Annotated in this window: 13 protein-coding genes; all 13 read left to right on the plus strand. The window is 43.8% G+C overall.

Annotated elements, in window-relative coordinates:
• Positions 1-7 precede the first annotated feature (7 nt).
• The 13 genes from H8S80_RS27555 (at position 8) to H8S80_RS27615 (ending at position 20,923) form a co-directional block, all read left to right on the plus strand.
• Positions 8-2,020 carry an alpha-amylase family protein gene (locus tag H8S80_RS27555; RefSeq protein WP_117620985.1) on the plus strand — a complete coding sequence of 671 codons (2,013 nt, stop codon included), beginning with the start codon at positions 8-10 and terminating at the stop codon, positions 2,018-2,020.
• On the plus strand, positions 2,017-2,919 hold the full coding sequence (locus tag H8S80_RS27560; protein ID WP_117620984.1) for a sugar phosphate isomerase/epimerase family protein: 903 nt from the start codon (positions 2,017-2,019) through the stop codon (positions 2,917-2,919). The genes H8S80_RS27555 and H8S80_RS27560 overlap by 4 nt, the downstream gene beginning before the upstream one ends.
• 3 nt (positions 2,920-2,922) lie before the next feature.
• The gene (locus H8S80_RS27565) at positions 2,923-3,900 is read left to right on the plus strand and encodes a D-2-hydroxyacid dehydrogenase (RefSeq protein ID WP_117620983.1); all 978 of its coding nucleotides are present in this window, start codon (positions 2,923-2,925) and stop codon (positions 3,898-3,900) included.
• A gap of 31 nt (positions 3,901-3,931) precedes the next feature.
• Positions 3,932-4,888, plus strand: coding sequence for a 2-hydroxyacid dehydrogenase (locus tag H8S80_RS27570; RefSeq protein WP_117620982.1), 957 nt, complete (start codon positions 3,932-3,934; stop codon positions 4,886-4,888).
• A 29-nt stretch (positions 4,889-4,917) separates the two neighbouring features.
• Entirely contained in the window at positions 4,918-5,871 is a 954-nt protein-coding gene (locus tag H8S80_RS27575; protein WP_117620981.1) for an AEC family transporter, read from the plus strand.
• A 147-nt stretch (positions 5,872-6,018) separates the two neighbouring features.
• Positions 6,019-7,266, plus strand: a complete 1,248-nt coding sequence (locus H8S80_RS27580) for an endo-1,4-beta-xylanase (RefSeq protein ID WP_187049079.1) — start codon at positions 6,019-6,021, stop codon at positions 7,264-7,266.
• Between the two features lie 30 nt (positions 7,267-7,296).
• The gene (locus H8S80_RS27585) at positions 7,297-8,700 is read left to right on the plus strand and encodes an MATE family efflux transporter (protein WP_117621029.1); all 1,404 of its coding nucleotides are present in this window, start codon (positions 7,297-7,299) and stop codon (positions 8,698-8,700) included.
• Between the two features lie 128 nt (positions 8,701-8,828).
• Positions 8,829-10,103: a SpoIVB peptidase gene (gene spoIVB / locus H8S80_RS27590; RefSeq protein ID WP_117620979.1), complete on the plus strand. Its 1,275-nt coding sequence runs from the start codon at positions 8,829-8,831 to the stop codon at positions 10,101-10,103.
• Between the two features lie 266 nt (positions 10,104-10,369).
• Positions 10,370-11,164, plus strand: a complete 795-nt coding sequence (locus tag H8S80_RS27595) for a hypothetical protein (RefSeq protein WP_117620978.1) — start codon at positions 10,370-10,372, stop codon at positions 11,162-11,164.
• Complete coding sequence (locus tag H8S80_RS27600; protein ID WP_147419176.1) at positions 11,071-11,931, plus strand: hypothetical protein; 861 nt, start codon at positions 11,071-11,073, stop codon at positions 11,929-11,931. Before H8S80_RS27595 ends, H8S80_RS27600 begins: the two co-directional genes overlap by 94 nt.
• Positions 11,932-11,943: 12 nt before the next feature.
• Positions 11,944-14,679: a coiled-coil domain-containing protein gene (locus H8S80_RS27605; RefSeq protein WP_117620976.1), complete on the plus strand. Its 2,736-nt coding sequence runs from the start codon at positions 11,944-11,946 to the stop codon at positions 14,677-14,679.
• Complete coding sequence (locus tag H8S80_RS27610) at positions 14,666-15,670, plus strand: hypothetical protein (RefSeq protein ID WP_117620975.1); 1,005 nt, start codon at positions 14,666-14,668, stop codon at positions 15,668-15,670. The genes H8S80_RS27605 and H8S80_RS27610 overlap by 14 nt, the downstream gene beginning before the upstream one ends.
• Positions 15,671-15,673: 3 nt before the next feature.
• Positions 15,674-20,923: a DEAD/DEAH box helicase family protein gene (locus tag H8S80_RS27615; RefSeq protein WP_117620974.1), complete on the plus strand. Its 5,250-nt coding sequence runs from the start codon at positions 15,674-15,676 to the stop codon at positions 20,921-20,923.
• Positions 20,924-20,936: the final 13 nt, after the last annotated feature.

Genomic DNA, 20,936 nt, shown 5'->3' on the forward strand with positions numbered 1-20,936 from the left:
GAAGATTATGCCATGGTGGAAGGAAGAGCCGTGGAGGCTGATTCAGACGAATCTCCGGGAAATTGATATGCAGGATTTATCAGCGGAACGGTATGTTGCGGATTTAAAAGATTTCCATGCTACGGTTGTCCTGCTCAATGCGGCGGGAATTAGCGCGGGATACGATACGAAACTGCCGTATCACAGCAAAAATCCGTATCTGACAGGGGACAGCCTGGAAAGAATCGTGGAACTCTGCCATGAAAATGGTATACGGGTGATTGCCAGAGCCGACTTTTCAAAGGTAAGGCGGAACGTGTACGAAATGCATCCGGAATGGGCATTTCGAACGGAACACGGAGATGTAATGGAACAGAACGGTTTTGTCCAGACGTGTCTCTGCGGAGATTACCAGCAGAAATACGCCTTTGAAATTCTGGAGGAGCTTTTCGGACGGATCCCATTCGACGGCCTGTACTGCAACATGGGCGGCTTTCAGACAAGGGACTATGAATTTCGGGATTATGGATTCTGTCACTGCCGAAGCTGCCGCGAAGCGTTTCGGAATTACTCGGGAAAAGAACTTCCGGAACAAAGAGATTTGCAGGATCCTGTCTGGAGTGAGTATGAGGTATTTCAGAAACACATGCTTACAACTTACCGGAAAAAGATGGCAGGTTTCCTAAAGGGGATAAGCGGGGAGATCTGTTTTGACGACGTGGATTACGCCAGGATTGAAGCGGCTACAGAGGTAAGCACACGCCTGCCTCACTGGATCTACCATGCTTCCAGCAACTGCCGGGCAATCATTGGTGACGGCACATCCGGAATTATCTGTTCCAATACCTCTGTCAGCTATCCTGGTTACGGTCTGCGCCACGCGTCGGTGAGTCCTGCTCTGCATGCCATGCGTCTGTGGCAGAATATGGCGAACTTAGGAGTCCTGGACTACTATCTGATCGGTAGGCTCGATACGGCATCGGACAGAAGCGCATTTGAAACCGTAAAACGTATTTTTGCATTTCGTGAGAAGCATGACGCTGTATACCGGAATCTTCATTCGACTGCCAGTGTTCTGCTGCGAAGAAAGGACCGATGGGTGGCCACGGAAGAAGAAAAAGGCTGGATTCGCGTTCTGACGGAAGCGCATATTCTGTTTGCGGAGATCTTGCCTGACGCGATGAAGCAGGCAGATTTGAGCAGGTACCGGGTGGTAATTCTTGCTGACGAGGGGGAATTGGAGCAGCAGGAAGGTGATCGGATTGATGAATATGTCCTGCGGGGCGGAACCGTAATCGCATCGGGGCAGAACCGGATCAGAGAGTACCCCGCCGGAAGCGGAGGACCGGAATTCCTAAGAAGCTCCGGCATTATGAAATTAGAGAAGGAAGACCGGCAGGCCATGTCTGCGCAGCTGTTTCTGGAAAAAGAAGAAAAACAGGCCTTTCCTTCTCATCAGGACATCGATGCTGTTCCAGTGGGAGACACCTACTTTTTCCTGGAGTGGGACAAAGCGGCGAAAACCTTTCTGAAACTGATACCCCGTCAGCCTTTTGGTCCGCCGGAATGCTGCTGTTCCAGGGAAGTATGGAACTATCCGGGACTGATTGAATATACGTACGGTTCCGGGAGATCGTTCACTCTTCCCTGGCTGCCTGGAAGTTTTTACAGTAAAACCGGCCATTCCAACACGGTTGGAATCATGAGAGATATTCTTACAGAGCACTGTGGCCTGGTCAGTGTGGCTGCGGACTTAACACCGATGGCAGAGGTCACCGTATCAGCGGATGAGAGCGGCCATATCCTGATCCAGCTGGTTAATAACAGCGGCGCCTTTGGTCTCACATTTTTTGGTCCGCTGCCGGTGGAACAGGTAAGCCTGCAGATTCCAACAGAAAAAATACCGGTAAGTGTTATAAGTCTTATGGGAGGCCATGTGACGTGGCGGAAGGAACATGGAACTCTGTTTCTGCTGCTGGACCGCCTGGCAGAGTACGATGCTCTGAGAATAGAATTTGAGGATGGAGGAAGTGACGGATGAGAGATAGTATTCATAAGTATTTCAGGGTGGGGACCATACTATGGATGAGTTACCCGCCAGCCCAGTATGGTTTTACAGAACCGTTAAAAAAGATCCTGAGAGACGATTATTTTGACGCAATAGAAGTGAAGTCGGTCGAAGACGAGACACAAAGAACAGAAGCAAAGGCACTTCTTGCCCAGTCTCATATGACCGTGTGCTTCGGCGCGCAGCCAGGACTCTTAAGCCGTGGATTAAATCCCAACTCTCTTGTGGAGGAAGAGCGGAAGGAAGCGGAAGCCTTTCTCTGCGCTTCCATTGATGAGGCGGAATACCTTGGCGCGGAGGGGATTGCATTTCTGTCCGGCGCATGGGAAGAGGAGACGAGGGAACAGGCCTTTAAACAGCTAAAAAAAACCACGCTGGCCGTATGCAGATACGGAGCGTCAAAAAATATGACTGTAAATCTGGAAGTATTTGATTACGATATGGATAAGAAAGCGCTCATAGGGCCTGCGCCTTATGCCGCGAGATTTGCCTCTGAAATCAGATGCTTTTGCAGGAACTTTGGCCTTTTGGTGGATCTGTCCCATTTTCCGACCACATATGAGACGAGCCGGTTTGTGATTCAGACTCTGAGACCGTATATCACCCATCTTCATATTGGAAATGCGGTGGTGAAGGAAGGCTGTGACGGATATGGCGACAAGCATCCAAGATTTGGATATCCAGGCAGTGCCAACGATACTCCTGAACTGCTTGATTTCTTTCAGGTATTGAGAGAAGAGGGCTTTTTTAGAAAGGCCGATCCATTGGTATTATCCTTAGAGGTGACGCCGCGGCCTGGAGAAGACGGAGATCTGATACTGGCTAATACAAAGCGGGTGATTAACCGTGCATGGGCGCTGCTGGAGGATTAGAGAATGAAGATAGTGATATTGGATGGATACACGGAGAATCCGGGAGATTTAAGCTGGAGCGTATTTGAAGAGCTGGGAGAGGTGACGGTCTATGACAGAACAGAGAAATCTCAGATCGTGGAGAGAATAGGCACTGCAGAGGCGGTGCTGACCAATAAAACACCCATAACTGCGGAGACGATGGCGGCGTGCAGGAATCTGCATTATATCGGGGTTCTGGCTACCGGATATAATGTTGTGGACCTGGAGGCAGCAGGCAGACACGGCGTTACCGTGACAAATGTGCCCGCCTACAGTACGGATTCCGTGGCGCAGCATACGATGGCGTTAATTCTGGAGCTGTGCAACCATGTAGGTGTGCATCAGGAGAGCGTCAGAGATGGTGACTGGGTGCGGAGCCGGGATTTCTGTTACTGGAAGCGGCCGGTCATAGAACTGGCGGGAAAGACACTTGGAATTGTGGGATACGGAAGTATTGGGAAGAGGACGAAAGCTCTGGCAGAGGCGTTCGGCATGAAGGTTCTGGTAACCTCGGGCCATCTGGATCCCGGTGTGCTGCCGGGAGGGACGGCAAGAGTGGTAGATCTTGAGACCCTGTTGTGCAGCTCGGATTACGTATCCCTGCATTGTCCTCTGACAGATAAGAACCGGCATATGATGAATAAGGATTCGTTTAGAAAGATGAAGAAAAGCGCATATGTGATCAATACCTCCCGTGGTCCGCTGATCTGTGAGGAAGACTTAAAAGAAGCCGTTTTAAACAGAACCATAGCAGGTGCTGCGGTCGATGTGGCGGAGGAAGAGCCCATGAGAGCAGACAGCCCGCTTCTGGATGTGGAAGGAATTCTTGTTACTCCACATATCGCCTGGGCGTCGAGAGAAGCCAGAGAGCGTCTGATGAGGATAGCAGAAGAAAATTTAAAACAGTATGTGGCGGGGACACCCGTCCATGTAGTCAGTGAAATACCCCGCGTTCATTAGCGGGAGTCAATATAATTTGGAGGTAAAAGAAATGAATATTAGTTTATTGGAACCAATCGGTGTACCGGAAGAGATGATCAACAGTCTGGCAGAGGGCTTAAGAAAGGAAGGACACGTATTTACGTATTACGACACGAAGACCACCGACGTGGAGGAACTGAAGAGACGTTCCGCCGGACAGGAAATAGTGATGATTGCCAACAATCCCTATCCCGATGAAGTGGTACAGTCCAGTGACAGCTTAAAAGCGATTGCTGTGGCGTTTACAGGAATCGATCATGTTGGACTTGCGGCATGCAGGGAAAAGAATATTCAGGTGCTCAACTGTGCCGGCTACTCCAACCAGTCAGTGGCAGAGTTGGCCGTAGGCATGGCCGTAACCGTGATGAGAAAGATACTGGAAGGTGATTTCGCGGTGAGAAACGGAAGAACCTCAGAAGGTCTTGTTGGTACGGAGATTTGCGGCAGAACTGTGGGTATCGTTGGCTGCGGCCAGATTGGTTTTAAGACAGCCAGACTGTTTAAAGCGTTCGGTGCCGAGGTGCTGGCATACTCCCGTCACGAAAAAGAAGAGTGGAAGGAAGCCGGAATCCGCTTTGCCGATATCGATATTTTATTAAAGGAGAGTGACATTATATCCCTTCATCTTCCGTTAAATGAAACAACAAAAGGCTTTTTTGACGGAGAAAAGATTGAGAAAATGAAGGAAGATGCAATTTTGATTAACTGCGCAAGGGGGCCGATCGTAGATAATGCGGCTCTGGCAAAGGCACTGAATGAAGGCAGGATCGCAGGAGCCGCCATCGATGTGTTTGATATGGAGCCTCCGATTCCCGCGGATTATCCGCTGTTAAGCGCTAAAAACGTTCTCATGACGCCTCATGTAGCTTTTGCTACAAAAGAAGCAATGGTTCGGAGAGCAAAAATAGAATTTGATAATGTTTACGCGTATCTTCAGGGAAAACCGGAGAATGTATGTAAATTCTGATCCGGCTATTTGGGAAAGGGTAAGAGTACATGACTGGAATCGTCTTTCAGAAAATAACCGTTATGTTTCTCATTTTAGCTGCCGGAATCCTGTGCTGCCGTTGGAAGCTGATTGATGAAGAGGGCAACCGGAAACTGTCCAATCTGCTACTGCTTCTGGTCAATCCTGTTGTCATATTCGTGTCTTACCAGATGGAATATGACAGCAGGCTGATCCGGAATCTGATTCTGGCGTTTCTTCTTGGGCTGCTCTGTTTTGCCCTACAAATCGCAGTCTGCAGTCTGCTAATCCCTGCGGGCGGCAAGTCAGGTCTTTTGACCCGAAAAAAAGAAAATAAAAATTATCAGATCGAAAGGCTGTGTGCTGTCTATTCCAACTGCGGGTTTATCGGAATCCCCCTGATTAACAGTCTGTTTGGAAGAGAAGGAGTCTTCTATCTGACCGGCTATCTCACGATCTTTTATCTGTTTCTGTGGTCTCACGGCGTGATACTCATGACGGGAAAAGCGGACAGACGTACAACCATAAAGAATCTCTGTTCTCCTGCTATCATCGGAGTGCTGCTGGGGTTGTTCTGTTTTGCGTTTCAGATACTTCTTCCGGATACGGTGGTCGAAGCGTTAAGTAGCATCGGGAGTATGAATACTCCCCTGGCCATGCTGGTTGCGGGGGCTGCGCTGGGACAGACCAGTCTGCGCTCCTGTGTAGGAAATGTGAGAATCTATTACATTTCCATGATCAGACTGATGATCATTCCATTCTGTCTTATTCTGCTGTTTCAGTTTCTTCCGTTTTCCCCGGTTTTACTTTTGACAACGTTAATTGCAGCCTCCTGTCCCGTAGGCGCCTGTTGTACCATGTTTGCACTCACATATGGAAAAGACGGAGCATATGCATCCCAGATATTTACGGTTACCACTTTGCTTTGCATCGTAACGATTCCATTTGTAGTGGCCGCTGCGGGGATTGTGGGGATAGGATAGTTGGGAAACGAGGACAGGAATTGGCGTTGCGCTGAAAGGGTATGGGAAGCGGTAAAGGAATGGGGAAACGATATGGAATGAGAAAACGATATGGAATGAGAAAATAATATGGAGAGGATAAAAATATAAGCAATGGGAGGATTCAAAATGGAGAAGGCGGATTGTTTGAAACACCGGAAAAGCAGTGTTGTGATAGCGGTTCAAAGGCCGGATGGAAGTCCGGTCAGTAAAAGGGAGGTGGAGATCCGGCAGACGGGTCACTCTTTTCTATTTGGATGCGGCGCATTTGAGACGCTGAACATCACAGACAGTGATTCTGGACCGGAAAAGCGGGCATTTTATGAAGAACGTATGGAAAAATGGCTGAAGCTTTTTAACTATGCGACGCTGCCGTTTTATTGGGGGCAGTTTGAAGCATCAGAAGGCAATACGAATACGGAAGCTGTAAGAAGGGCAGCCCTCTGGCTGAAAGAGAGAGGTGTTATACTGAAGGGACATCCGCTATGCTGGCATACCCAGACGGCACCGTGGCTTTTAGAGCTTACTAATCGGGATATTTTGGAGAAGCAGCTGGCAAGGATCCGGAGGGAGGTCACGGAATTCAAGGGACTGATTGACATGTGGGATGTGATCAATGAGGTCGTGATCATGCCGGTATTTGACAAATATGACAACGGAATCACCCGCATCTGCAAGGAACTGGGACGGGTACAGCTGGTCTCGGATGTATTTGGAGAGGCGAGGCGCAGTAATCCGGGCGCTGTGCTTCTTTTAAATGATTTTAATACCAGTCCCAAATACGAAGAATTAATAGAAGCGTGCCTGGAAGCGGGCGTTTCTATTGATGCGATCGGGATTCAGTCGCATCAGCATCAGGGATACTGGGGAAAAGAAAAGCTTCTTGAGGTGCTGGCGCGATTTTCACGTTTTGGACTTCCTGTTCATTTTACAGAAAACACGTTTATTTCCGGTCATCTGATGCCGCCTGACATCACAGATTTAAATGATTACCAGATCAAAGAGTGGCCTACTACGGAAGAGGGAGAAGCAAGACAGGCTGAAAATGTAGAAGAATTTTACCGGATTCTGTTTGCAGATCCCCATGTGGAAGCCATTACCACGTGGGCGTTTCAGGACGGCGCGTGGCTGGGAGCTCCGGCCGGTCTGGTGAGAACTGATAATTCAGAAAAACCGGCCTATGAGGCTTTGAGACATTTAATAAGAGAGGAATGGAACACCAGCGAAGTAAAGAGCACCGATGAATTAGGACGTGTGGAAGTATACGGATTTAACGGGCGCTACGAAGCAATGATTGACGGAGTGGTTAAAAAGTTTGAAATAAGAAAGCAGGAAGATGTGAGACGGCAGGAAGAAATTGTAATTACGCTGAACTGAGTGAATGATTTTCGGAAGGAGGTGATAAATGTGGCGTCTGAGTATGTACACGATATGACTTCCGGCAATATCCCGGGACAGCTTCTGGCCTTCTCGGCTCCCATGCTTGTTGGAAACATTGTACAGCAATTTTATAATATGGCGGATTCTGTTATTGTCGGTAATTACGTCGGCGCCCGGGCATTAGGCGCTGTGGGAGCCTGTAATTCTTTAAATTTCCTCTTCTTTTCCCTGTGTTCCGGGATGGCTCTTGGAATTGGCGTGATCATGGCCCAGTATTTCGGAGCCCAGTCGGAAGTTAAAGTAAAAAAAACGATTATAAACGGATTTTTTCTATTGACAGTCGTGTCTGTGTTAATGGGAGGAATGGGATATCTGCTGGCAGAACCGGCACTCAGGCTTCTCCGGACGCCAACGGAATACATTGGGGATTCCGTTACATATTTAAGAACCGTATCCTGCGGAATGGCAGCAGTGGCAGCCTACAATGGAGTCGCAGCCATGCTGCGGGCATTGGGCGACTCGAAAACACCGCTGATTTTTCTCGTGCTGGCCAGTCTATTAAACATTGGGCTTGATTTGCTGTTTGTTCTCTATTTTAATATGGCAGTCTATGGTGTGGCGATAGCAACCGTAATTGCTCAGGGAACCAGTGCGGCCGGATGTATGATTTTTGCTTTTCGGGTGAATCCTTACTTTAAAGTAAAAAGAAAAGATATGATTCTGGACCGCGACATTCTTAGCCAGTGTATCCGCCTCGGTGTTCCGGTCACCTTTCAAAATGCCCTTATAGCCGTCTCAACCTCCTGCCTTCAGGGCGTTGCTAATGGATTTGGTCCCAGTGTGGCTACCGCATATACCATGACGACCAGGCTGGAACAGCTGATCGGCCAGCCATACAGCTCTATGGCCTCCGGCGTTTCGACGTTTACGGGACAGAATATGGGAGCGGGCCGGATCAAGCGGGTAAGACAGGGGCTAAGGACCGGACTTATTTTTTCCGCCTGTTTCAGCGTGGTCATGCTTATTCTCATGCGTTTTGGCGGTCATTTGATTTTACGGCTGTTTGGCAATGATACTGAAATTCTCGGTATCGCTGTAAATGCGCTGAAAATTACAAGCTTTTTTTACTTTCCGCTGGGTGTGATCTACTTAATCCGGGGTCTGTCTAATGGAGCTGGAGACGCGGCCTATTCCATGATGAATGGAATTGTTGAGGTATTTTGCCGCTTTTTCTTTTCCATGGTGCTGACGAGGATTACCGGGATCGGCATGTGGGGAGTCTGGCTGACGACTGGATTTACATGGAGCCTGACCGCCCTAGCCAGCGTGGTACGCTATAAACAGAAAAAGTGGATGAGAGGATATCCATTAACAATTATGTTCAAACAGAGAAAAATGTATGCAAATTCTGACAAGAACGATTTTACGTAAAATCAATTCTGGTTTTAAAAGAAATTAGTTACAACTAAAATATGACAGAGTGTTTTCACCGATTTCTCACATACTATGAAAGGAGCAAAAAATTGTCTCCTTTCATTTTTTATAAGGAGGTATGTGAGATGACGGGAAAAAAATTCCACAGATATGTGGTGGCTGCGTTTTGGGTGAGCCTGGTGTTTTGCATCGGCTTCTCTTATTTCTATATGAAGTGGGTGATACCGGACAAGCTGAATGTCGTAGCCGAAGAAGAAGAACAGTTTCATTTCTCCATGCCTTTTGGAGTGACGCTGTCTTCAGACAGTGAGGAAGTGGTTTTAAGTAATGGTTCCAATATTCCGACGGGTCAGATTAACCTTTCCGTGAACCAGCCGTTTTCTGTATATTCAGAAAATCAGGGAAGCTACAAGATTGGCTTAAAGCTGTTTGGCTGGCTCCAGCTAAAGGATATCCAGGTGGATGTGGTGGATACGAAATACGCCATTCCATGCGGAACTCCAGTGGGAATTTACTTAAAATCTGATGGGATTATGGTAATTGGAACGGGGGATATCACGAAGAAAGACGGTATGATTGTAGAACCGGCCTTTGGAGTGCTTCAGTCGGGGGACTATATTGAGGCATTTAATGGAACACCTTTAAAGGATAAGGAAGCGCTGGTTACAGAATTAAACAAAAATGGTACCAGCGAGGCGGTTTTGGCAGTCCGACGCGGAGATCAGGAGATCGAGGTGAAGATGACTCCGGTGGAGGGAGAGGATGGAAATCCAAAGCTGGGCGTCTGGGTCCGTGACGATACTCAGGGAATTGGAACCATGACTTATATTGATATGAATGGTAATTTTGGGGCGCTGGGACATGGGATCAGCGACAGTGACACAGGCGGAGTCGTCCAGATTGAGGACGGCGCACTATATGAAACTTCCATTTTAGGAATCGAAAAGGGAACTTTCGGTAAGCCGGGAGTCATGAGCGGAGTGATCTACTATGGTCCGGGATCGGTGTTGGGAACGATTCATTCCAATACCGAAGAGGGAATATTTGGTACGGTCAATGAACGGTTTAAGCAGACCGCAAAAGCAGACGCGATACCAATCGGATACCGCCAGGACGTCAAAAAGGGAACCGCGTATATCCGAAGCGATGTTTCAGGAGTTGTAAAAGACTATGAGATCGAGATTCAGAAGGTGGATTATACGACAGCCCATAAGAACAAGGGAATGGTAATCAAGGTGACTGATCCGGAGCTGCTGGCGATTACCGGGGGAATTGTGCAGGGAATGTCAGGCTCGCCGATTATCCAGGATGGGAAGCTGATTGGGGCGGTGACTCATGTGTTTATTCAGGATAGTACGAGAGGGTATGGGATCTTTATTGAGAATATGCTGGAGCATTGAGTCCGGGCAGGGCATAGTGAAAAGGAAGGTGTTGGGAGCTTGCCCACATAAGCCTTCCTTTTTGCTATGCCCTATGCGGCGAAAGCCCTTGGGCTGCTGGCTGGTCGGAGTAGTGGGAGATGGTAAATTACTCTTCTATTTTTAGATGACTTGTTTAAGAAAACATGGTATTTATTGACAATTTAAGGTATAATATGATTAATGTTTTGAAAATTGATTTGTATTAATTTATTTTACTCAAGAAAAAATTCTGAGGAGGAGACAGGATGGCTTCATTGACACATGTCAGTATGTGGTCAGAGGCAGAACATGAATGGAGAAAAATAACAGCGTCAGAAGCTGGAAAATTATATCCTGAAGGTACGGTCTCCGCACATAGCGGATTATTTGTATGTGAATTATGTGGACAATATGTAATTCTTACAGATGGCAGAAAAAATGTTCGTTATTTCAAACATAGCGCATATGATACCTGCAAAGATTGTCCGGAACGAACTACTGGGTTATCAACAAGGGGAGGGGATATCGCTGGGGAGCATGAGCTCCCCATACGTCTTTCCAATATTACAAGTAGTGATTTTGAATTGGAACTCGGGTTATTATATATTCCGGCATCTATATTGAAGATGCAAAAACAGCAACAGGTCATTATCCAACCTTTAGGCGTTAGCGAAAAACCTTACATTTACTCCTTTGAGCGTCTGAACTCAGAATCAATTACATATGTATCTGTCGGTGCTTCGCCGGCTTACAAATATGAATTAACTTCAAGTGATGAGCTTAGGACATTCTGGCCGCGTTTTGTTAATGGAGTTGATGGCTTCGGCAGTATTTTTGATCAGAAAACAGCAAAAAAAATGGTTGATGGTGCAGAGGTACAAGTTGGTAAGGTTTACTATTTACTCTGTTCTAAACATTTAAACCGGAACTATCCAAGTATAGAAGCGAGAAGACTGTGTGAGAAAAAATGTTTTATGGTACATGGTATATATATGAGGTTCAAGCAACGGCTTTCAAAAAAGACGCAGCGCGGTTTTTTTGGAATTTTCGTTGCAGGCTAACAGAAACCCCAGTTTTTTTACAACCGGTTTGGCCAATATACGTGGAAAAGCCGTATGCAATTCGCTACAGAGCAAATCAGCTATTTATGCATATACGGGGAAAAAGTGATATAACAACAAAAATATATCCTGAAACTCATCAAGTTAGTTTTTGGTGTCCTAATGAAAAAAGTCAGGTAATCAGTCTCTCATGTAAAAGCCGCCAGCAGTTAGTTTCGGTAGGGCGCTCAAAGGCTTTACAGTATACTTATCTGTGGAAAGAAAAGATGGATGAAACGGCATCCATACCAGTTATAGAAGTAACAGATAAAAAAGACAATAGAATAGGTACAGGTTTCCAATATTTATTGCCGGAAGGAGGCTTATTAAATATTAGTTCCCCGTTCGATGGTATTGTAATCGTTTTGAAAAATGGCATTATTTTTGATAAGCGGCATCTTAAGGGGGGATACAGTTTAGAACTTGATAATATTCAAGTTGGAGTTGAAATTAAAGTCTTTCAGGGGCTTGATTTGGTTTGGTCAGTATATTATGAACATAAGCAGTATAGCTTGATGCCAGATGAAACTACCATCCTGAAAACATTAGATGCATTGGGAGGAAAAGTGATTCCGGTAACTCGTTCAATCTGTTTTTCGGTCAATCAATTGAAGAATTATCCAAAGCTTAAACGGTGGGTATATAAAAGAATTAAGATAGGCTATATACCGGAAGAAGCACTTCGATATCTAAGAAGATTTTTAATTGACGCAAAACTTAAGCAATAAGGAGACTAAGAGATGGATTTTATTGAAAAAATTTCGGACGAGGAACTTACTTATGTTTGCACCATTATTACAGGAAAGACAATTAAATTATTTTTCCAGAGAAATTCAAAAGAATTTAATAAAATCCGTCCGGGCTATCGTCCAAATGGAATTTCTGATGGTGAAGCAATTAAATTAATTGTCCGATTTAAAAGTAAACCGTTTATCCGCTCTTTTATAAATGAATATATAAAAAGGTGGCTTGATGAAACCGATGCTTATAAAGCCAAGCTGATTAGAGAGGGGCTGGAACCTGCTGCTGCTTTTTTGCTGACATTACCCGAAACTCAATTTAGAGGCAATTTGAAACTCTATTTTAAAGTATCAGGGGAGTCTTACTCGGAGGAGCATATTCAGTTGGCTGTCAGTGCGGTGCGATTAATACAGACTAATCGGGAAGTTGCTGCCTCCAATGTTGAAGAACCATCAGGAGATGAGGCTTATATCATATTGCAGGAACAATTCGCGACAGCCAGGAAAATATGGGAAGATTCTGAAAGCAAATATGTACAGAAAATAGAGATGCTGACCATGAAAGCGGAAGAGACGGAGAAGGCACTGGACGTTGCACGGAAAGATCTTACAAGTATTAAGGATGAGGTGGCTGTTTTAGAAGCAGAGCTTGCAGAATTGCGCAAACTTGAAAAAAGCTCTGTTTCTAGAGGAGAAATGGTTAGAGATGAGGCATATCAATATACATCGTTATGCAAAGTAGTTCCGGGTTATGATGGACGTCCAAGATTAGTTCGACTTTCTGACATTGAAAATGGAGTGATTTTGGGTCATTATCTGCCTGATGCACCTGAACATAATAAGCTATATACGAAGTACACCCCCGCAGAAGAAGGATTTATTGGTATATGGGATTGGACAGTTACACCTAACATCAGTAATCCGGAAAAGGATTTTATTGAGTCTGCTTATAATGATAAATATACACCAATAGAGGTGATTATTCTTCGAGACTGTACAACGTTAGATGAAGTGATAAACCAGATGAAAGATGGAATTATTGGAAAAATAGCAACGGGTAAGGTGATATATGCATACTGGAATGATAACGGAACTTATGAAGGATTATTCTGTACTTCAAAAGATCTGGACTTATTAGAAAATAATACCAAGTTAAAAGCTAATGTTTTTTCTTTGCCTATGTTTGTGTTTACGGAAGCAGATATTTTTCCCGTAAATGAAACATATATTCATCGTATTATTAATATTGGAATGCCGAGAAAAATTGTCCGGATTAAAGATCCATTAGAAATAGTTAAGAACATCCTAATGCAGCGGGTAACATGGACGGCTTCAAAACAAAGAGGGTTGGTGAAAAACGAATATCAACAATTTAGAAGTTTTTTAAGGGAACTCCCTACTAATGAACTGTATTCTGAAATTTCAGAGGCGTGCGATTGCAGTATGAAGGAATCAGAAGAATATGTAAAAATGTTTATTCGGCGTGCAGATAGCTATCTAGATGTAACAGATTTGGAAAGTGAGATAATATCCAGCATCATTCAGAATCACTCGGAATTTGCGGAAATATGTAAAGCTGCTATAGCAGATGAGTGGAAGCAAGAAAATGCAACTCAAATTGTACAGGCTAATGCTGAACTTGAACTTGTACAAGGAAAGGTTACCGATCAGAAAGAAGTCCTTGGACAAATAACTAAAGAGTATACAGAAAAAAAGGTAGAATTGGAGGATTCGCTATCTGCAATAGAGCAGCAAAAACAACTTGCTGTAGATGTGGAAATGAAGGTAGCTGAACGAATTGAACAGGCAAGAAAAAATGTCGCCGATTTTATTACTGATATGGCGTTTTATCAACCTCTTGCAGTAGGCACTGTTGCTATCTCACAAACAAATGTTTCCTCAGATATTTTTACAGAGGGAAAGATCTTGCCAACAGAAGAAATTGAGCCAGATAATACCTGGCTTGAACAGCAGAACACGATTATGTATGAACTTGCAGAGGCAGGGGTTTCTGAGAGGTTTGCTGCAGGTTTAGCAGCATATATCTATGCCGCTTATGTTAACAATATACCATTATTATTAGCAGGACCTGGAGCAAGAGAAATAGCAGACGCTTTTTCCGCGGCATTATTTGGCCGTTTGGCAGGAACATTGAGACTTGATGATGATTGCCCGATTCCGGCTATAGAGCAGTCCTTGTCTTGTGAAGATCAGGTTATTACAATAGAAAACGCATTCTGTCATTTGTGGAATCGATATTTGCCAAGAATATTATCTGACAAAAGCCGGTTTTACATAGCAGTTAGTCTGTATGCGGAAGACTTGTTAATTGAACCTAATGGAATTTTAAATTATATGGTTCCATTGTTAACCGAATTTTTTGTGGATAAGATCCCGGGCAGGAATTTTGTTGGTGGATATATGTCAAAAGATTTTACACATTATACTCCAATGAAGATTAAACCTTGGCATGATAAATTATTGAAAGCCATAAAGGCAGGTCCTTTTGCAAAAAGATTGCTTCAGCAGGTTCTGACTGATATGCATGAGATAGAGCAGGTTGATAATGCTGATTATGACTGCATTTTTGCTCTTATTCCATATGCATATGCCTGTGAAAAAACAAGTATTCTTAAAGAAGAATTACTTGGACATCCGCAAAAAGAGATAATAGTTTCTTCCGATGTGATATCTCTTATAAATACATATTTTGGAGAATTAGATGAATCAATATAATCGTTTACTGGGCAGGATTGCTGACGAGTTTCATGTTTTCCAGGGAAAGACAGAGACAGAGGTCGATTGGAAATCCCGGATCATTTACAGCTTGCTTGGCCGGATGGGGTATGCCTCATTATGGGATATACGGGAAGATTTACAACCCGTTTCTGTTGTGCATTTTAAAAATAGAATTGAATCCATACTGGAAAGCTATTTGGAGATGTATCCGGAACTCCGTCTATTTTATCCTGATGACATCAGTGAATTGAGTAATGAAATTTATAACATATTCTTATGTACTGGTCAGATGTACCATACTTCATATAGAATTACCCCAGCAATTAAAGCAGTATCTGAAAAGGCTGGAATCTATTTTTTGCGCGGTATACCTTTAGACCGTAAACCATATATAAGCGGTATTGGAAACTACTCTTTCTCAGAAGATGAACCAGCAGTAATTCAACCAGCAGATATGTTCCAACTACCACAAACTACTCTTGCGGAGCAATGGGAATATTTGGTTTACCATGCTAAGTGGTATCCACTTGAGGTGGAGAATGAAATAGAGTTTCTTCGTACAAAACCTCCATTTACATATAACTATTGGATTGAGAAGCCCGATATTTCAGGAATGGTGTCTTTGGCGCGAATTGGTTTGCCTGGAAACAAAACCTACTTTTTGTATAAGATAGAGGCAGAACGGATTTTAGGGAGCCAATTACCTCAATGGATGGTAAGCGCCAATTATTATAGAACTCTGTCTAACGGATGCCTGGCTTCTGTAGAAAGGCTGCCGGCATCCACATACCACGTAGACGGCAAAATTGTTCAATTGCGGATTCACTATCTACTACCGCCAGCTGAACTTAATCTGATTAAGCTTTACAGTTGGCCTGAGTCATGCGCGGATTTGCCGGACGATTTTAGCAGAATTTTTGATTATCAAGTTTTTTTTGCAATTAAAAGTATTTTGGAACCTATTGGATATACATTCGTAGAGGAATAAAAAATGTCAAACGGGGCGGACTCTGTCCATAAACAGTTGCGTAAAGAATTGGAAAATTATATTAAATCCCAGTATTTTGGTAAATCGCCACTCTTGCTCTCAGCAATTAGTGACCAATTGGATCGAGAAGGACTTTTGTATCAGAAGCCCTTTATAGAATCATCGCCTGCATACAAAAGCGTAAATGATGGTATACAGCACACCGATTTGCCTGAGTGGTTAAGGGATTATTTTAACAGATTAGCAGAGGCTGGACTTGGTGTATACCCATCTCCTTTTGTTCATCAAATTAGAGTGCTTGAAGCAGCAACTGCAGGCAAAGATCTTTTTATTGCAACGGGTACTGGTTCTGGTAAAACAGAATGCTTTATGTGGCCGTTAATGTCAAAATTGGCATCAGAAGCCCGTAATAAAAAAGATTCCTGGCATATGCGGGGCGTAAGGACGATTATTATGTATCCGATGAACGCTCTCGTCTCGGACCAAATTAGCAGACTTAGGCGTCTCATTGGCGATCAGGAAAATAAGTTTCTAACTATTTTTCGGGATATTTGTGGTTTGGATGTACGCAGGCCACAGTTTGGCATGTATACCGGACGAACGCCTTATCCGGGAGACGGGCCGGATAAAACTCAGGATCATCTGTTGGAGAAAACCCTGGCCAGAATGTCATTTCCACAGAATGAGACTGAAAAGGATTATTTTAATAAGCTGATAAAGGAGGGAAAAGTACCTGCCAAAGCTGACATGGGGGCATTCCTTAAAGGACTCTATAATAGTCGCCATACTCCAAGTGATGAAGATGCCGAGCTTATTACAAGGTTTGAAATGCAGCAATTTTGCCCGGATATCTTAATAACAAACTATTCCATGCTGGAATACATGCTTCTCAGGCCAAGAGAAGGAAAAATCTGGTCTGATACAAAAGACTGGCTGAATGCGGATAAGTCTAATAAGCTGTTGTTTGTAATTGATGAGGCTCATATGTACAGAGGTTCGGCGGGAGGGGAGGTGGCTCTGCTCATAAGACGTTTGTTTCATAAACTGGGAATCAAACGCGACCGGGTACAATTTATACTGACTACGGCTAGTATGCCGGATAGAAATGCCGATGACCGAAAGGCAGTAATTCAGTTTGCAAATAGGCTGACCTCGGCTAATAATAAGACTGAATTTTGCTATCTTACAGGTGAAAGGGAAGAAATACAGGGTAAATGTAGATATGATATTGCTATCTCTAAGTTTGAAGAAATAGAAGCAGCGGATTTTGATGGAAAAGATGATGCACGTCTGACGGCGCTAAATCAATTTTGGGATAAGATTGAGGGAGCAGCGGCTCCATTTTTTGATTTGGAATCAGTATACGTATGGATGTATGAGCATTTGATTGAGTATAGGCCTTTTTATGAGTTGATAAACAGATGTCGTGGAAATGCTCTATCTTTATGGGAATTGGCTACAGCAATTTTTCCGAATTTAAACGAAGAAAGTGCACTCAATGCGATAAGTATTCTTTTAGCGATTGCTCCTATGGCTAAGAGTTCTAAAGGCGCTGTACTGTTTCCTGCACGTATGCATATGCTGTTCCGGGGGATTAGAGGCGTTTATGCCTGTACGAATGAAGATTGTGGGCACTCCCATTCGGATGGTACGCTGACTCTGGGAGAGGTTTTTCTGTCAGAGGATCGGCTTATCTGTCCTCACTGTGGCAGTGTTGTGTATGAACTTTATAACGACAGACGCTGCGGAGCGCTTTTTTATAAAGGGTATATTTTAAAAGAGGAGTCTAATTTTCGTGAGAATGCTTATTTATGGCATTATCCGGGACAATTGGTAGACCGCCATATGCGGGAGGTTCACCTGTTCATTCCGACAAAGGATTATGCACTTCCTTTAAAGCAAGGTAAAAATCCAATCAAACCATGTTATCTTGATGTAAGCAGCGGTTTTTTAAACTTTAGAGATGATTCTTTGGCTGATAAACCCGGAATCAGAAAATTATATTGCTGCGATTATTCAGTCAAGGGCCGGCCGCTTATTGTAACATTCCCTACCTGCCCTCACTGCAGACATGGATTATCCCAAACCCAGTTAACCTCATTTAGCACTAGAGGTAACCAATCTTTTTTTAATTTGATTAATACACAGTTTCAGGTTCAGCCGGCAGTCCCTGGCAAGGATCGGGATCCAGACCATTTGCCAAATGAAGGAAGAAAAGTGTTGCTATTTTCTGACAGCCGCCAGCGAGCAGCTAAACTTGCGCGTGATATGTCAGAAGCATCTGATCTTACAGCCGTTCGACAATTATTTGTGCTGGCGATTGAGAGTATGGAAAAATCAAAAGAAGAACAATCCATGAATGTATTGTATGATTATTTTTGCCTTGCAGCCTACCAACATCACGTTCAGATTTTTTACGGACCAGAAAGAGAAAAGTTTGTAGATGACTGCACTTCTGCATATAATAATTATACACGTTGCCTCAAAAGAAAAAAGGACTATATGCCGAGATTTACGATTGCTAATGCACCTATACAAATGCATGCTTATTTGTTGCGTTTGTTTTCGGGCGGTTATAATACGCTTTATGACTGTGCAATCAGTTGGTTAGAACCAACGGAGCAGGCTCTTTTTGATGCAGTGGATATGTTGGAGGAAGAGGGAATCAAGATATCGGATGATGCGTTTCTGGAAGTGTTTAATGCGTGGATGATTTCTATTTGTGATACGGCTACGGCTTTAGGTCATACAATTTCGGATACAGTAAGATATAATGTCAGAACAAAATATAGTGGATATGGTCTTGAGAAGGATTGGAAATTTTCGGAAAATATTAAAAATATTATGAGGTGGAAAGATCAATCCGGTGTGATTGAGGCTTGGCGCAGAGCATTAAAGGAGTCTTTTTTAGATTCGGCACAACCGGATAATGGTAAGTTTTATGTAGATCTTTCTCGCATTAGACCGAGATTTGATGCACGGCACATTTGGTACAGGTGTGAACGATGTTCGGAAATAACTCCGTATTTGCTGCGCGACAAGTGTCCGAGTTGTGGCGCTACAACTGTGCATGAAATGTCAGAGGCAGAGTACGAGGCCTTGGGATTTTGGCGTAGACCCATCGAAGATGCCTTAAATGGTGGAAAAATTCATGTGATTGATACCGAAGAACATACCGCCCAGCTGTCCCACAAAGATCAGCGGGATGATATGTGGAGTAAAACTGAGAGGTATGAACTCCGCTTTCAGGATTTGGTCCAGGAGGGTGAAGTTCCGGTTGATATTTTAAGCAGTACTACTACTATGGAGGTAGGGATTGATATAGGTTCCCTTGTTGCGGTGGGGCTGAGAAATATTCCTCCCATGAGAGAAAATTACCAACAGCGTGCTGGACGTGCGGGCAGACGTGGTTCTAGTTTATCTACAATAGTAACATTTTGCGAGGACGGTCCCCACGATACGCTGTATTTTAACAATCCGGTTCCCATGTTCAGAGGCGATCCCAGAAAGCCATGGATTGATATCGAAAGTAAAAAATTGCTTCAGAGACATTTAAATATGGTAATTTTACAGGAATTTCTTGCGGAGAAGTGTTCTAGTTTGGATCAGATTTCTGCGGCGAGTTTTGTCGATGATTATTTGATGGAGTTTTACACCTTTGCTGATGAGTATGAGATTCGGGATGAAGATATACTTATGCCGGCTAATGCAGTAGTTGATTATGATATATTTCGGACAGAACTACAAAAAGAGCTTGAATTATTGAAGGAGAAACGAGATGCTCATCCGGAATTATTTGATGTTGAAGAAAATGTAAACACAAGTGTTGTGAAAAGTTTACTAGATGCCTTATATGAAGAGGGCATTGTACCTACGTATTCTTTCCCAAAGAATGTGGTAAGTACCTATATTACCGATACGAATGGAAAGTTAATCTATGAAGTTGACCGCGGATTGGATATTGCAATAGGAGAGTATGCTCCGGGACGGGCTATTGTAGTTGATAAACAGACTTATCAGATAGGCGGTATTTTTTATCCTGGAAGTGAACGGCGTCGGGGACAGGCATTGACACCGGCTCGTGCTTATGTAGAAGATCCTAATTACTTAAAGCCTGTTCTTTCCTGTGCTGAATGTGGATGGTTTGGTCTGGAAGAAGAAAAAACAAAGGTGTGCCCATTTTGCGGAAACAGTGTACTTGAAAGAAACAGGCAGATGCTTCGGCCTTGGGGGTTTGCACCAAAGAATGCAGAAGCGATTCCAGAATCACAGTTGACAGAAGAATATTCTGCTGTTCAACAACCGCTGTATTCTACATTGCCGGATTCGGACGAAATGACGCCAATTTCGTCCTGCCAACACATAAGAATCGCTTCCAGAACAAATCAGCGGATCATTATGTTGAATAAAGGCGTTGATAATTGCGGCTTTATGGTGTGTAAAGATTGTGGCGCTACAATGCCGGGAGACGATATCCATGTTCTCGACGGAATTCAGCGGCCATACAGGTCAAAGTTTGCACAAAGCAGATGCAGACATTTAAATGCAATCAATGTCAACTTGGGTTATAATTTTGTCACGGATATGCTTGTGTTGGAGATCGCTTTAGATAATGAGCGAATCGATACTCAAAGAAATGATAATCCCTGGCTAATCCGTGCGGCTCAGTCTCTAGCAGAGGCTTTCCGACTAGCGGCCAGTAAGGAATTGGATGTTGAGTTTACAGAGTTAGTAACGGGTTATCGTCTGAGGGGAAATTATAAGGGGACCTTTGTTGATATCTATTTATATGACAGTCTTTCCAGCGGCGCCGGATATGCAGTGAGCGTAGCTGATGAAATAGAGTTGTTGCTTGATAAAGTAGAAGAACTTCTGAGAAATTGTGACTGCGAGAATGCGTGTCATAATTGTTTAAAGCATTATCGGAATCATCATGTTCATGGATTACTGGATCGTTTTGCTGCTTTAGAACTTTTGGACTGGGGTAGAAAGGGGATTTTAGCACAGGCTATTTCGAACGAAAAGCAGGTAGTGTATGTGGATACTCTAACACATATACTTGATATGTCCGGGTGTAAAATAAATATTATGTCGGATTCAATTACTGTCTGCAGACAGGGGAAACAAAAGCAAATTGTGGTTTATCCTGCTATGTGGGTTGAACCTTATAGCAAGGACACAATATTTATCAGTGATTCACTTATTAAATATGCAAAACCATATGCGATACAGAAAATCATCGAGGGTTGTTAGACAATATAAGGGA

The sequence above is a fragment of the Hungatella sp. L36 genome (assembly GCF_014288035.1).